Annotated in this window: 10 protein-coding genes; 5 read left to right on the forward strand and 5 right to left on the reverse strand. The window is 59.5% G+C overall.

Annotated features, from left to right (window positions below):
* The first annotated feature begins 271 nt into the window (after positions 1 to 271).
* Together F617_RS0105270 and F617_RS0105275 are read left to right on the forward strand one after the other, a co-directional pair.
* A complete protein-coding gene (locus tag F617_RS0105270) occupies positions 272 to 1573 on the forward strand; it encodes an efflux RND transporter periplasmic adaptor subunit (RefSeq protein WP_019564639.1) in 1302 nt (433 codons plus the stop codon).
* The gene (locus F617_RS0105275) at positions 1570 to 4713 is read left to right on the forward strand and encodes an efflux RND transporter permease subunit (RefSeq protein WP_019564640.1); all 3144 of its coding nucleotides are present in this window, start codon (positions 1570 to 1572) and stop codon (positions 4711 to 4713) included. The genes F617_RS0105270 and F617_RS0105275 overlap by 4 nt, the downstream gene beginning before the upstream one ends.
* A gap of 56 nt (positions 4714 to 4769) precedes the next feature.
* Here F617_RS0105275 and F617_RS0105280 read toward each other — a convergent pair whose 3' ends face one another.
* From F617_RS0105280 to F617_RS0105300, 5 genes are all read right to left on the reverse strand, one after another.
* Positions 4770 to 5354 carry an invasion associated locus B family protein gene (locus F617_RS0105280; protein ID WP_019564641.1) on the reverse strand — a complete coding sequence of 195 codons (585 nt, stop codon included), beginning with the start codon at positions 5352 to 5354 and terminating at the stop codon, positions 4770 to 4772.
* Positions 5354 to 9322: an autotransporter domain-containing protein gene (locus F617_RS0105285; RefSeq protein ID WP_019564642.1), complete on the reverse strand. Its 3969-nt coding sequence runs from the start codon at positions 9320 to 9322 to the stop codon at positions 5354 to 5356. Before F617_RS0105285 ends, F617_RS0105280 begins: the two co-directional genes overlap by 1 nt.
* 232 nt (positions 9323 to 9554) lie before the next feature.
* A complete protein-coding gene (locus F617_RS0105290) occupies positions 9555 to 10079 on the reverse strand; it encodes a flavin reductase family protein (protein WP_013761544.1) in 525 nt (174 codons plus the stop codon).
* Entirely contained in the window at positions 10079 to 10972 is an 894-nt protein-coding gene (locus tag F617_RS0105295; RefSeq protein ID WP_019564643.1) for an aldo/keto reductase family oxidoreductase, read from the reverse strand. Before F617_RS0105295 ends, F617_RS0105290 begins: the two co-directional genes overlap by 1 nt.
* Complete coding sequence (locus tag F617_RS0105300) at positions 10972 to 12129, reverse strand: LLM class flavin-dependent oxidoreductase (RefSeq protein WP_019564644.1); 1158 nt, start codon at positions 12127 to 12129, stop codon at positions 10972 to 10974. The genes F617_RS0105295 and F617_RS0105300 overlap by 1 nt, the downstream gene beginning before the upstream one ends.
* 100 nt (positions 12130 to 12229) lie before the next feature.
* On the opposite strand from F617_RS0105300, the gene F617_RS0105305 reads away from it, so the two are divergent.
* The 3 genes from F617_RS0105305 (at position 12230) to F617_RS0105315 (ending at position 15633) form a co-directional block, all read left to right on the forward strand.
* Positions 12230 to 12934, forward strand: coding sequence for a GntR family transcriptional regulator (locus F617_RS0105305; RefSeq protein ID WP_026330679.1), 705 nt, complete (start codon positions 12230 to 12232; stop codon positions 12932 to 12934).
* 332 nt (positions 12935 to 13266) lie between these two features.
* Positions 13267 to 14343, forward strand: a complete 1077-nt coding sequence (locus tag F617_RS0105310; protein WP_003510819.1) for an ABC transporter ATP-binding protein — start codon at positions 13267 to 13269, stop codon at positions 14341 to 14343.
* A 54-nt stretch (positions 14344 to 14397) separates the two neighbouring features.
* Complete coding sequence (locus F617_RS0105315) at positions 14398 to 15633, forward strand: ABC transporter substrate-binding protein (RefSeq protein WP_013761547.1); 1236 nt, start codon at positions 14398 to 14400, stop codon at positions 15631 to 15633.
* Positions 15634 to 15738 lie beyond the last annotated feature (105 nt).

Genomic DNA, 15738 nt, shown 5'->3' on the forward strand with positions numbered 1-15738 from the left:
TTCAAAGCCGCCCCGGAAACGAGGCGGCTTTTTATTTTGGTCACGATTGGGGTCAAGTTCCGTGCATCGAGCCCGGCGACGGGCATATGCCCAAAACCGCCACAACCCTTGTTTCGCAAGGCAACATGGCGGCAGACATCGTCGCCGCCATTACAAAAGTTTAAGGTGATTTTGCAGCGCATTGGGTGTCTTGTGGGAGCTAAAGCTGCTCCCAGGGCTTGCCGAACATGTTCGGGAAACATGTATTGCTCTCATTTTGCGGAACCGTCAGATGAAACGTTTCTGGACCGCCCTCAGCGTTCTCGCCATCGCAGCCGCCGGCGCGTGGTATTTTAAAGATCGCCTGCCCCTTGATCAAATTCCCTACCTCAAACAATTCGCCAGCGTTTCGCCACATGCAGAAACGGCAACGGCCGATGGATCTGCCGGCAAGAAGGGCCAGACGTCGCAGAACGGTCAAGCCGGCCAGCAGACAGGCCAGAGGCAAGGTGGCGGGCGGCGCAATGGCGGGCCGCCTACCGTCAGCACCATCGCCGTCAACAAGGCGACGTTGCCAATGGACGCTACGGCGACGGGATGGGCGGTTGCCGCCGACATCACCAATATAGCGCCGCTTCAGGCCGGTCTCGTCACGGAAATCTCCGCGAAGGACGGCCAGCATATCAAGGCGGGTGATCTGATCCTCAAGATGGATGACCGTATCGCCCGCGCAGCCGTCGACAAGGACAAGGCCAATATCGCTGCCGATCAGGCAACGCTGGAACAGACGGAAGCCGCCTTCCAGCGCGCCGCCAATCTGGTCAAGCAGAGCGCAGAGTCCCAGCAGGTGCTGGATCAGGCAAGGGCAGCCCGGGACAGCGCCGCCGCAAAGATCGATGCCGACAAGGCGACGCTTGCTTCCGACCAGGTAACGCTCGAACATATGGAGATCCGTGCGCCCTTCGATGGGCGACTGGGCGATGTTACCGTCAGCCCCGGTGCCTATCTCAGCGCTGGCATCAATATTGTGACGATCACGAAATACGATCCCATCTCTGTCAGTTTTCGCCTGTCGCAGCGCTACCTGCCGCAATTGCGCGAAGGCGTTCAGAAGGACACGGCGGTCGATGTAGACCCGGCGGCAACCGGCGGCGAGCCCATGAGCGGCATGCTGCGTTTTTACGACAACGTCGTAGACCAAACGTCCGGTACCGTACTTGCCAAAGCGGAATTCAAGAACGATCGCGGGCTGTTGTGGCCCGGCCAGTCCGTCAACGTCACGGCTCATTTCGTCTCCGACGCGGAGATGATCGTCGTGCCGACGGTTGCCGTGCGGCCGGGGCCGAAGGGTAATTTCGTCTACACCGTAGATGACAACCACCGTGTTCATATGACGACCGTGGAAGTTGCCCGCTCCAACGGCGATATGACAGCCATTGCCAACGGCCTCACCGGCGGCGAGCATGTGATCATCGAAGGCCAGTCGGGACTTGCCGACGGTCAACAGGTGGTCGAGCAATTCTCGGACAAGGGCAGCGCGGCCGCCAATCTAGCCGCCAATATTCCGCAGCAGGAACAGGTGGGTAACCCATGATCCCGAATTTCTGCATCAACCGACCCGTTGCAACCACCCTTCTCGCCATCGGCCTCGTGCTCGCCGGGCTTGCCGGTTTCCGCCTGTTGCCTGTCGCTGCGCTGCCGAAAGTCGATTTTCCGACGATCAGCGTTTCGTCGTCGCTGTCGGGCGCCTCGCCGCAAACCATGGCGACCTCGGTCACCACGCCGCTGGTGAAGCAGTTCGAGACCATTCCGGGTGTCAGCGAAATCAGCGCCACCAACACTCTGGGCAACAGTTCCATCGTGCTGCAATTCGATCTCAACCGTGACATCGACGCAGCGGCAGCAGATGTTCAGGCGGCGATTTCGCGCGCACAGCGGCAATTGCCAAGCAACATGACGACAACGCCGAGTTACCGCAAGACCAACCCGGCCGATGCGCCGGTACTGCTGCTCGCCATCAACAGCAAGGAGATGCCGACCAGCAAGGTGGACGAAATCGCCGAGAACATCATCTCGCCGCTGCTTTCAACCATCTCCGGCGTCGCGCAGGTGAGTATCTACGGCGCGCAGACCTATGCCGTGCGCATTGGCCTCGATCCCTCGCAGCTTCAGGCAAGAGGGCTTGGCGTCGATACCGTCACAACCGCCATCGCGCAGGCGAACAATCAGGTGCCCGTGGGCGCGTTGCAGAATGACAACCAGCGCCTGACGATAGAGGCAGACACCCAGCGCACCGATGCGGCGGCCTTCCGCTCGCTGGTGGTGGCGACAAGCAACGGTGCTTCCATCCACCTCGGCGATATCGCCAATGTCACGGACAGTATCGACAACCCCAATGCCGGCAGTTGGTTCGATGGCGAACAGGCGATTGTTCTTGCCGTGCAGCGCCAGCCGGACGCCAACACCGTTGATGTGGTGGATGCCATCCGGGCCAAGTTACCGGCGCTGCGCCAGCAATTGCCGCCATCGGTCAATATCAACGTCATGAATGACGCCTCGACCGCGATCAAGGACGCGATTGCCGACGTACAGTTCACGCTGCTCCTCACAATCGGGCTGGTGGTTGCGGTTATCTATCTCTTCACCGGGCATCTGACGGCGACCATTATTCCGGGCCTTGCCGTGCCGCTATCACTGATTACCGCCTTCGGCGCCATGTATGTTCTGGGGTACAGTATCGACAATATCTCGCTACTCGGACTGACATTGTCGGTCGGACTTGTGGTGGACGATGCGATCGTCATGCTGGAAAACATCCTGCGACTGCACGAGGAAAAAGGCCTGACGATGCGCGAGGCGGCCCTTCAGGGCGCCGCGGAAGTCAGCGGCACCATTCTGTCCATGTCCATCTCACTGGTCGCAGTGTTCATTCCCATTCTGCTGATGGGCGGAGTGATCGGCAGGCTGTTTAACGAATTCGGCATGGTGGTCACGCTGGCGATCATGGCGTCGGCGCTGGTTTCGCTGACCGTCACGCCCATGCTCGCCTCAAGGCTTTCGGGTCATTCCTCCAGACCGCCGGCCATCATCCGTTGGTTCGACGCCGGCTTCGAGCGCACGCTTCGCCTCTACGGCAAGGCGGTTGGCTGGTGCCTTTCCCATCGCCGCGTGGTTCTGGGCGCATTCCTGGCATCGGTAGCAGCATCGCTTTATCTGTTCGAGACTTTGCCTTCCAGCTTCTTCCCGCAGGAAGATATCGGTCGCCTTTCCGTGTCGACGCAGGCGCGTGAGGACATTTCCTATACCGCGATGCGCGATCTTCAGGCCCAGGTGGCCGATCAGATCCGCAAGAACCCGGCCGTGGTGCATGTGACCTCTACAGTCGGTGGCAACTCCCGCAACCCGCTGAATAACGGCTCGATGTTCGTGGAGCTGAAACCGAAGGAAGAGCGTGCACCGCTAAGCCAGGTATTGGCCGAACTTGGCCAGGCGACATCGAAGGTGGCGGGCATCCGCACCTATATCAATCCCCAGCAAAGCTTGCGTTTGGGCGGGCGCAGCTCCGCCAGCCAAGACCAGCTCGTCATTCAGGGCCTGAACGCCGACGCGACCAATGAATGGTCGAACAAGCTGATGGAGGCGATGCGCCGCGACCGCACATTCGCCGCCGTCAATTCCGACGCTCAGAACGGCGCAATTGCGGCGACTATTTCGGTCGACCCTGAAAAGGCAGCCGCCTTCGGCATTACCAACGACCAATTGCGCAAGACGCTGGAAATGTCGTTCGGCGGTTATACGGCGGCGCAAATCCAGTCGACCGGTGATAGCTATGATGTGATCGTCGAATTCGACAGCTCGAAACAGTGGAATGACGATTTCCTGAGCGACATCAACATTCTCTCGGCAAAATCGGGTGTTCTGGTTCCGCTTTCCAACTTCGCCACCCTCACTCGCACGCAGGCGCCGGTGACCATCAACCAGACGGGCCAGCTCGTTTCTACGACCGTCTCCTTCAACCTGCCGGATGGCGTGGCGCTTTCGGATGCGACGAGCCGTATTGACCAGATCAAAACCACCATCGGCCTGCCGCAGGACGTGTTCACCAGCTATGGCGGCACGGCGGCGATATTCCAGCAGAGCCAGGGCAATACCGGCATCCTCATTCTTGCGGCAGTGTTGACCATCTATGTGGTGCTGGGTGTGCTTTACGAAAGCTTCATCCACCCGCTGACCATCCTTTCCGGTCTGCCGGCGGCGGCTTTTGGTGCGCTGGTCGCGCTGAAGGTGATGGGCATGGATTTCTCGATCATTGCACTGATCGGGCTGTTGATGCTGATCGGCATCGTCAAGAAAAACGCGATCATGATGATCGACGTGGCGGTGGAACTGATCCGCGAAAAGGCCGAACCGCCCACCAGCGCCATCCACGAAGCCTGCGTGCGCCGTTTCCGGCCGATCATGATGACGACCTTCTGCGCGCTGCTGGGCGCCCTGCCCATCGCCCTCGGCTCAGGCGCCAGCTCGGAACTGCGCCAGCCACTTGGTGTTGCCGTGGTCGGTGGTCTCATCGTCTCGCAATTGCTGACGCTGTTCATCACCCCGGTCATCTTCGTGGAAATGGACAGGTTGGGTACCTACCTCACCGGGCTGTTTTCGCGCAAGAAATCGGCTGAAAAACACGCGGAACCGCAAAAGCCGGAAAGTGCCAGCGAACCCGATTCCGTCGCGGCATAGATCGTAGATACGCATCTCCGGACACAAACCGCGATGCGGTTTCTACCGGAAATGCTCTAATGCAAGCTTCCGAGGCGCTCCAGTGCCTCGGAAAATCCCTGTCCCTGCAACTGGAACGAAACCGTTCGGCCCTGCAGATCGGGGGCCTCTATTGTCAGGGTTTGTCCGGCCTTCAGCGCGGTTACAAGTTCGACGAACGGCGTGAAGGAAACGATGCAGCCCACGGGCAGACACGTGCTGACCTGAACTTCCTGCAACCGCACATTTCCGGATTTTACCGAAAACAGCTTTGTGACGGCAAGGCCGAAAGGCATGACCATGGTGCCGGAAAGCTTACCCGGCGTCCCCACACCATCCAGCCGGAACTCGACGGAGACGACCAGTTTGCGTGTCTTCTCCTCAAGCTGGACCTGAGCGATGGCGCAGAGCGGTTTTGCCGTCTCCGCCACCGGCGTATTGGCGTCATTATCATCTTTTTTCGCAGGCGCGACGCAAGCAAGCTGCCAACTCCCGTGAACCTCACGCAACGGCGCGTCCGCCTTTTTTTCTGCATCTTGCGCGGGAGCACCGCCTGCCACCAAACCGGCGGACAGGAACACCGTGAGAGCCGTTTTCCAAAGCGTGTTTTGACTGCGCTTCATCAGAAACGAACTCCAAGTTGGGCTGAAGCAGATTGATCCAGAAGACCCGCGCCAAAAACCGCGCCGTAACGGAATGTCAAGGTGGCGGATGGGTTGAGATTGTAGCTAAGCCCCAGATTGATCAATGCCACGTCGCGCGCCATGGCAGCACTTGTCACAGAAAACGCACTGCCACCCTCGTAGAACAGTGCGCTCTCCATCATCGGATCGCCATAGGCATGACGCCACCCGATATCGAGCATCGCGCGTCCAAGCATCCCCTCCAACGCAATGTCACGGCTGATGCGCGCCCCGAGCGTCGAATAAAACTCGTCGTGGCTGACGGCACCCGAAGAGACGGCGGCGATACCGCCCATCTCCCGGAAAGCATCCGTCCGCGTATTCACGTAAGCGATATTGGCGTAAGGCTCGATATGGGTGAGATCGAAATCGAACCGCCAGGCGGCTTCGGCAAAGACCTGCGTGGTGGAAGCGTCGTAACCGGCAGTGAGGTCCTCCTTCAATGTTGAAAAGGAAACTGCCCGGCGGGTTTCGACATCCTGAAAGGCGTGGGTTGCACCAAGACGCAGGGATGCAGGGCCAATTGTTTTGCCCGCATAACCCGCCACATAGTAGCTGTCTACGTCAGCAGATGCAGCAGGAGAACCCTGGCTGATCACATCGCGGCCGTAACCGGCGGCCACCCCGGCACGCCAGCCATCAGCCAGATCTCCGTCAACACCAAAGAGGACGCCGCCGCCCTTCATCTCGGCCGATGCGCCGTTTCCATCGCCATCGATGCGGCCGCGAGAGCCGAAACCACTGGACCAGAACGTGAGTGAACCCTCGTCAATGTCAAACGGGTTTGATCCGCCTTCAGCATAGGCGACCGGCAGGATCGGGCGCGCATCGACACCTTCGAAAGCACTGCGCAGCCGGTTGAGAATGAGATCGCGGGTGAGTTGGCTGCGGTTGATCAAAGCCATGGCAAGCGAGGGATGAATTTCCCCGGCAAGCTGCGCGAAGGCGGATTGCGTTTCGCCCTGCTGCAGAAACACGGCCGCCTCGTAGAGCGGCGAGCTTTCCCCAAGCGCCTCTATGGCGTTGGCGGCCCCGCGCGCATTGGCCGTCGATGTTTCAACGGCCAGAAAGCCGGCATCCGGTGATGCCCGGGCGAAGGAAAGATAGGTGCTGCCGTCGTCGGCACTCCGGGCTACCCTTGCGGTCAGATAGGCGAAATTTTCGCCGACACTTGAAAACGTACCGGTAATTCCGCCCGTTGCCGTCAGGATCGTGTAGCGGGTGCTGAGGCTATAGGCAGTTTGGTTCGCCAGCGACGTAACGACAAGACTGACATCATTGTCGATAGTGATGGTTCCGGTCACGGCAAGCCTGTCGGAATTGCCGGCGGCGTCGATTTCAACCTCATAGCGAGAGCCACTAGCAAATGTTGCGCTGCCCGTGGAAGCCAGCGTGCCGATCGAATTGCCGGGCGCGAGCGTGCCACCCGAGCCGACGGTCAGGCCTCCGATGGTGCCGGAGCCGCCAAGTGTCGCGCCGGTACCGACCGAAACAGCGCTTGCAAGCGAGCCATTGACGCTGAGCTTTCCAGAGGAAACCGCACTGGTGCCCGTATAGGTACTATTTCCGGTCAAGACCAGATTGCCATCGCCGGTCTTTTCAAAGGTGCCAGTACCGCTGATGGCATTGGAAAGCGTGCCGGCACCATCGACAACGAGTTGCGCATCGTTGGCGATGCCGCCCGAGCCGAAACTTTTTGAGGTGCCTTTCAGCGTGCCGGAGGAAATCGTGGTGCCGCCGGAATAGCTGTTATTGCCGCCAAGCGTTGTGACGCCAGCTTCGGCAACGACTTTGCCCGCACCTGAAATATCGGCTGAGAGTATATAGCCGGTCTCGGAATGGTTGAAGACGATGCTGCCGTTGCCTGCACCGAAAGCAATCGTGCGCGCTTCCAACGCACCCGCTGAGCGGGCGGTTTGGCCCACGGCAGCTCCGATGTTGAGCACCCCTGTGGAACCCGCCGATGCGGCAATGAGAATAGTGGGCGCAGCCAGCGAGGCTCCGCCGGTTATCTCCACGGAACCGTTTCCGGCATCGCCGACGACCATGAGATTGCCAACCGCAACGCGCGATCCCACACCGCTGACCAGAACGTTTCCATTCGATCCCGCCGCACTGCCCGCATAGAGATCATAGGCATCAAGCGATCCGCCATTCGTAACGGTCAAGCTTCCGGAACCTTCAAAACCCACATCGACGGAGCCGGAGTTCACAACGCCGTTGTCGATATAAGCGGTGACGTTCGAACCCGATCCTGTGATCGTCATCGTGCCGGAGGAACCGGCAAGATCACCGAGCATCACCTTGGCAGCTTTGATACCGCCGCCGGCGCTGACCGACACATTTCCTGTAGTCCCGCCTCCGTATCCGACAAAAAACGTTCCGGTCATCGCCCAGCTCGATCCGTCGCCCGCCACCGTTACGGTGGAAGTGGAGCCGCCATGGGCCGCAACATAGCCGTCGCGGCTTTCCACCGTGCCACCGGCCTCGACGGTCATGGAACCGTTGCCGTCAAGGCCGACATTGAGATCGGCGCGGCTTTGCAATTTGCTGCCGGCACCGGATACCCGGGCGGAACCAGTACCACCGGCATTTGCTCCGATGATGATATTCGCTGCATCGACAAGGCCGCCGCCCGTGACTGCCAGCGAACCCGTGCCATTCACCCCCACCTCGAGATCGCCACGGTTGACTGTCCAGACCGAGCCCTGCCCATCCACGGCGGCAGTGCCCGTCGCACCCGCCACAACACCAAGCCGCGCCGCCGTACTATCAACGGAGCCACCCGCCATAACGTTGAGCTTACCATTGCCGGCGGCACCGCCCGGATCGGCGACATCGCCGCCGACCTGCAGGTCGCCGGTCCTCCAATTCGAGCCGTCGCCGGTGACAGTCGCCTCACTTGCCGAATGGCGGCCGATAATGGCCTCGCCACTGGTTATGGTCCCTGCGGCCTCTACGAGAAGCGTTGCAGCTCCCGAATTGCCAACGACGAGCGATCCGCCGCTTTGCAGCGCGGAGCCCAGACGGCTTACCGTCACAGAACTTCCGTCCGCAGAAGCCAGATTGGCAATCACCGTCGTTGTCTGACTGATGACCGTGCCGCCACCGGTTACGGTGAGCTTACCAACGCCTGCTTCGCCAACGACCATATCCCCGGACATGGTCCAGTGGCTGTCTTCACCGGAAACCAGCGCGGTTCCCGTCGTGCCGAGGTCTTCGGCCAGAACTCCTCTCGCACTGTAAAGCTCGCTGGCGCCGAGCACCTCCAGATTTCCACCGCCGCCAGCTCCGGAAGACGACCCGCTCACAAAAACGGTGTCGGAAGTCGTGAGAGTGGAAGAGTTATCGAGCTTGAGGGAGCCATTTCCAGTCCCGCTTCCGCCAATAAGGACGTTCTTCGACGATGCCGTCGTGCCGTGCAAAAGGGAAAGGTTACCCACGCCGCTGCCACCGATGGAGACATCACCGTCATTCTGCCATTTCGCACCGATGAAACTTGCGGTGCCGGACGCGCCACTAACAGCGCCGAGAAAAACTGAATCTGTCTGCAAGCCGCCCTGCACTACCAGCGTGCCGGCCCCTGGCGCGGTGCCTATCAACAATTCACGGGCTTTGGCGCTCGTCCCTATCGTAATGACCGGGCCGTAGGTATCGATCATCACATCATCGCTGGCACCAGGCACGCGGCGCGACGGACCCCAGTCCGCGTCGGTAAACCAGTCACCCCCATCGGACCCCGTCCAGAGCAACGTTTCGGCGATAGCCTCCGATGTAGCGGCAAGCGAAAATATAAAGAAAAAAAGACCCGCCGTACCGCAGACGAAAAGCCTGCTTGGCGTCAAGGCACGCATTTCCGCTGTCGGACAGGTTTCCCCTTCCGAAACATGGCAGAAACAAGCGGACATTCAGTCTCCCTAACCCGCGCGACGTGCGGTCTTCCTTTGATCGAGCGAATCATTTTGTGAATCAGATCAACTACGCCAGTTTGAAAGATGATTTCCAGTATGAACAGCGCAAAGCGTGGTTTTTACTGACAGACGAAACAAAAACGGAGCACGACAGGCGTGCTCCGTTAAATAAGCAACAGATGGCTGGAGTAAATCTCTGCCGAGATCGAACGGGAAAATCCCGTTCTGCCTACTGCTTTGAAAACCGCCCGAAGGCTCCGCCTGAAAAGCACAGGGGATCGCCATCGCGGTGGGCGGCACGCAGCACTTCGCCGACGATGATGGTGTGATCGCCCGCATCGTGGGCTGCCGCCTGCCGGCATTCGAAACGGGCGAGCGTGCCCGGAATGACCGGAACGCCCTCGTCGTTGATTTCCCAGTCAAGATCGTCAAATGCGCGGCCGTTGCGGGTGAAGCGGGCGCTCAGCACGTCCTGATCTGCGCTCAGCACATGGATGGCGAAATGCGTTGCGCCGCTGAAGGCCGGATAGCGCGATGAATTTTTGGCAGGCGACCACAGCACCAGCGGCGGATCGAGCGATACCGACGCGAAGCTGTTGACCGTCATTCCGATCGGCCCTTCGGGCGTCGTTGCCGTCACCACCGTCACGCCGGTGGTGAAAGCGCCGAGCGCATTGCGAAAGCTGCGGCTGTTTTCGCCGCCGGGAACAAATACATGCTCATTGGGCATTTTGATCGCTTCTGCGACTGTCATCACGGCACCTCGCTTCCAATTGCAAGTGTGTAAAGCTCAAACCAGGTCTGGCGGTCGATGGTGACGCGCAGGGCATCGGCCGCCGTTTTTATGCGCTGAATATTGTTGGTGCCGAGCACGGGCACGATCTTTGCTGGATGCCGCAGCAGCCAGGCGATGGCAACGGCAGTGGCATCGACGCCCTGCTCGTTGCCGATGCGCTGCAGGGCAGCCATGGTTCCACCATGCGCACCGGAAAACAGCGAACCGCCGCCAAGCGGCGACCACGCCATCGGTGAAACGCGCTTTTCCTGCAGGAAGGCCAGATCGCCATTGGTGAAGCTATCGGTAGCAAGCAAGCTCATTTCGATCTGGTTCGTAACCAGCCTATTGCTCATAGCCGATTGGAGCAGGGAGAAATCCCAAGGGCGGAAATTGGAAACGCCCACGGCCTTGACCTTGCCGGACGCTACCAGTGCATCGAGCGCCTTGCCGGTTTCTTCGGGATCGATCAGCGGATCGGGCCGGTGGATCAGCAAGAGATCGACATGATCTGTGCCCATGTCACGCAAGGAGGCCTCGACTGAAGCGTTGATATGGCCAGCCGTGGTATCGTAATGCTTGACGCGGGCGGCTGAGTGACGCCCGGCTGGCGCCACGATGCCGCATTTCGTCACGATCTCGATCTTGTCGCGAAGGGATGGAGCTGCCTTGAGGCCGGCACCCAGAATGGCTTCCGCCGTGTATCCACCATATATATCAGCCTGATCCATGGTGGTGATGCCCTGCGCCAGGCAGGCTTCGATCTTTGCCTGTACATGGGAAGGCGAAGTATCAGCATCGTCGCCGATGCGCCACATGCCGTAAACGATGCGGCTAAGTTCCAGGTTTTCAGAAAGAGCGATACGTTCCATCAGTGGCGTTCCCCGTTGCCCAGCGGCGTGGCAGGTGTTTCAGAAGGCACCCGGCCGTATGCATGCGGCAGGGAGCAGGTTTTCATTTGCGGCAGGACCTTGGTTCCGAAGTGTTCAGCCTCGTCGAGATGCGGATAACCCGAGAGGATGAAGGCGCGAATACCCATCTTCTGGTATTCCTCCAACGCCGAAAGGACCTTGTCGGTGGAGCCGACGAGCGCTGCACCACAGCCGGAGCGCGCCCGGCCGATGCCGGTCCACAGGTTGGGTTCGACATAACCGAACTTGTCGGCCAGTTCCCGGGCCCGCGCCTGATGCGATACACCGAGTGAGCCGCTGTCGTGGGCGCGGTTGCGGATCAGCTGGCCATATTCGTCGTCGAGCTTCGAAACCAGATGCTCGGCATATTCACGCGCTTCCTGTTCGGTATCGCGCACGACCATGTGGACTCGCAGGCCGTAATCCAGCGTGCGGCCATGGGCTGCGGCACGCTCATGGGCAGCGCGCATGCGGTCTGCGAGCTGGTCTTTCGTTTCGGGCCACATCAGATACACGTCGCATTGCGCGCCGCACAGCTCCAGCGCATCCGGCGAATAACCGCCGAAATAGAGCAGCGGACCGCCATTCTGCTGGTACGGACGTGCAGGCTCGGTGGAGACACCCTGGAACTGGTAGATTTCGCCGTCATGGTCAATCGTGTCACGGGTCCAGGCCTGGCGCAAAATCTGCACGACTTCATGGCTGCGTTTGTAGCGAAACGCGCTGTCAGCCACCTCGCCGGGAAAATCGGAGCTGATGACGTTGAGCGTCAGGCGACCCTTCAGCATGTGATCGAGCGTCGCCACCGTACGCGCCAGCATGATCGGCTGCATTTCGCCGCAACGGATTGCAGCAAGGAAATTGATGCGGTCGCTGATCGGAGCGCAACCTGCCACGAAGCTCAACGTGTCCTGGCCGACCTGATAGGAAGAGGGGCAGAGAATGTTGCGAAAACCGAGTTCCTCGGCCTTTTTGACGATATCCGAGCAATGTTCGAAGCTGGAGCGCAGGCTGCCATCCGGCACGCCCAGATAGGCGTAATCATCGGAACAAAGGGCAGAAAACCAGGAGACCTCGGCAGCATCGAGATCAGCGGATGTAACGGGTACGACGGTCATGCAATTCCTCCTCAAGGCCGCTCTCGTTTTTCTTGCATAACATCAAGAAATATGTAAATCAATGATGTATCAATTTTTGTTTTGCGGAGGGGATAGCATCATGAAACACACGGGCGGCAGCCTGCCTATGTATCTGCAGATCGCCGAAATGCTGGTGCGCGAAGTCGCTGCGGGCCGTCTGACAGATGGTGAAAAGCTTGCTCCCGAAAGGGATATGGCAGCCGATCTCGGCATTGCTGTCGGCACGCTTCGCAAGGCGCTTGCGGAGTTGCAGGAGCGTGGACTGCTGGAGCGTGTGCAGGGTTCCGGCAATTATATCCGCGCGGTCAGCGATCCCCAGAGCGTTTATGCCTTCTTCCGGCTGGAGATGATCGAGGGCGGTGGCCTGCCAACGGCGGAGGTGGTGGATGTTGCCCGCCTTGCCAAGCCATCCACCCTGCCCGACTTTGGCACATCGCCGGAAGGCCACCGCATCCGCCGCCTGAGGCGTATCGCGGGGAAAGCGGCGGCAATCGAGGAGATCTGGCTCGACGGTTCCTATGTCGATACGATTACCATCGAGAACCTGTCGGAATCGCTCTATCTCTATTATCGCACCCGCCTCAATCTCTGGATATCGAAGGCAGAAGACCGCATCGACCTCGGGGAAGTGCCAGAATGGGCGCCTGCACAATTCGGCCAGAAACCCGGCGCGTCGGTGCCGCGTGTCCTTCGCCTGAGCCAGGGTCAGGACGGAGCCGTGGCTGAAGTCTCATGGACATGGTTCGATCACACCGTCGCACGGTACGTTTCACGCATACGTTGAAAACGCACGAAATTCGCGTGATGCACATGGACAGAGAAAATTGACCACAGGCAAGGAAGCCGAGACCTGCCACGCAGGGATTTTCGCTGAAATATTTCTACAAATCAAAGCTTAGCCGGTTTTTGATTTCTGTCAGAAATAAAATTGATACACTATTGATTTCCTTTTGACGAAAGGTAATATCGCGGGCCTAGGGAGACAGGCGTTTGGCCGTCCCACGATATCGCCGGACGATCGGGATGATTTTTTCGAAAAGCGATGCGTGGATTTGAAGGTTGATGCCGGGTTTGCGTTCATCCGATTTTGGACGCCCCGGACGTGAGGAGGAAAAGATGGCTTCAGTCAGCCTGCGCAAGCTGGACAAGAGTTACGGTGCCCTGCGCATCGTCAAGGGTATCGACCTTGAAATCAACGATGGTGAATTCGTGGTTTTCGTCGGCCCCTCCGGCTGCGGAAAATCCACGACGTTGCGCATGGTCGCCGGGCTGGAAAGCATCAGCGGCGGTGAGGTGATGATCGGCGACCGCGTTGTCAACAAACTGCCGCCGCGCGAGCGTGACATCGCCATGGTGTTTCAGGACTACGCGCTTTACCCGCACAAGACGGTGCGTGAAAACATGGGTTTCAGCCTGAAGGTACGTGGTGTAAGCGCCTCGCAGGCCAATGCCAGCATTGATGAGGCAGCGAATATGCTGGGCATCAGCCATCTGCTGGACCGTCGTCCGGGCCAGCTTTCCGGCGGCCAGCGCCAGCGCGTGGCCATGGGTCGCGCCATCGTGCGCCGCCCGCAGGTGTTTCTGTTCGACGAGCCGCTTTCCAACCTCGACGCAAAACTGCGCGGACAGGTTCGCACGGAAATCAAGCGCCTGCACCAGCAGCTGGGCACCACCATCATCTACGTGACGCATGATCAGGTGGAGGCGATGACGCTGGCTGACCGCATCGTCATTCTGCGCGGCGGCGATATCGAGCAGGTGGGCACGCCGGACGAGGTCTATAACCGTCCGGAAAGCGTGTTCGTCGGCGGTTTCGTCGGTGCGCCTGCCATGAATTTCGCCCGCGCCAGAGTGACCGGCGACAGGCTGACATTTACGGACGGCAACTCTCTTCCACTGGCAGCAATCAGACCGTCCCGTGAAACGGCGCTCGATGGACGGGAGGTCATCGTCGGCATTCGCCCTGAACATTTCGGTCCCGCCGGGGGATTTGACACACAGCTCTCCGTCAAGGTGCAGGTGGTGGAGCCTTTGGGGTCGGATACGCTGGTGCATTTCACCCTCGGTGATGCGGCGCTGACGGCGAGAATGCCGCCAGAGATGAAACCGGCTCCGAATGAGGAACTGAAGATCGGCCTCGACCCATCGAAGGTGCACCTGTTCGACGTGACGACGGAACGCTCCATTCAGTGACAGGATCGGGCCGCCACCGGCCCGGCTTCAAGATTTCAATAACGGGAGGAAAACATGAAATTCAAAGCCCTTACGGGAGCGGCGCTCTGCGCAACGATGCTCAGCTTTTCGGGACAGGCCTTTGCCGACGCCGAACTCAAAATCTTCGTTTCCAGCCAGCATCAACCCGACGTGTGGCGCAAGGCGCTCGATCAATATGAGGCGAAGACGCCAGGCGTGAAAGTCGTGATCGAGACCGGCGGCAATACCTCCGAAATGCAGGCGCAATATCTCAACACCGTCATGTCTGCCAAGGATTCGAGCCTCGACGTGCTGATGCTCGATGTCATCCGTCCCGCACAGTTCGCAACCGCTGGCTGGACCAGCGATTTCTCCGGCAAGGACTTGTCCGCCTACCTGCCGACCTATGCAGAAGCAAACACCGTGAACGGCAAGATCGTGGCGCTGCCGGCGTTCGCCGATTCCATGTTCCTCTACTATCGCAAGGACTTGCTGGACAAATACGGCATCCAGCCGCCGACCACCTGGGATGAGCTTAAGGAAGCCTCAAAAAAGGTGATGGAGGGCGAAAAGAACCCCGAACTTCAGGGCCTCTCCTTCCAGGGTAAGGCCATCGAAGGTGCGGTATGCACGTTCCTGCTGCCCTACTGGAGCGAAGGCAAGTCGCTGGTTCAAAACGGCAAGCTGAATTTTGACAATCAGGCGGCCGTGGATTCGCTGAAGCTCTGGAAGAGCTTCGTCGACGAAGGCATTTCCAAGAAGAACATTTCCGAAGTGGCGACCGACGACACGCGCAAGGAATTCCAGGCGGGCAAGGTTCTCTTCGCCGTCAACTGGTCCTACGCCTGGACCCATTTTCAGGGCAAGGAATCCCAAGTCAACGACAAGGTTGGCGTCGCCCGGTTGCCGGCCGTCAAGGGCGGAGAGCAGACGACGTGCCTCGGCGGCTGGGAATTCGGCGTTTCCGCCTATTCCAAGCAGCAGGACGAAGCCAAGAAACTGGTGGAATATCTGTCCAGCCAGGATGTTTCGAAGTTCATGGCCATCAATGCCGCGCTGCTGCCCACCTATGCCTCGCTCTACAAGGATGCTGATGTGACCAAGTCCATCCCTTGGTTTGCGGATGCTCTTCCGGTTGTTGAAACGGCAAAGGCCCGTCCGGTAACACCGCGTTACAACGAGGTCAGCGAAACGATCCGCACCACCGTCAATGGCGTGCTTGCGGGCGTGATGTCGCCGGAAGACGGCGCAAAGCAGATGGAAAGCCGTCTGCGCCGCGTATTGCGCTAAGCCCTGTGGCCGGGGGCGGCATGCAGGACATGCCGTTGCCGGCCCGTTTGGCCGAACCAGTGAAAATCGCCTGAACGGCGCGATAAACGGGCCGGGACTTAACCG

It is taken from the genome of Agrobacterium sp. 10MFCol1.1, from assembly GCF_000381165.1.
GTDB lineage: Bacteria > Pseudomonadota > Alphaproteobacteria > Rhizobiales > Rhizobiaceae > Agrobacterium > Agrobacterium tumefaciens.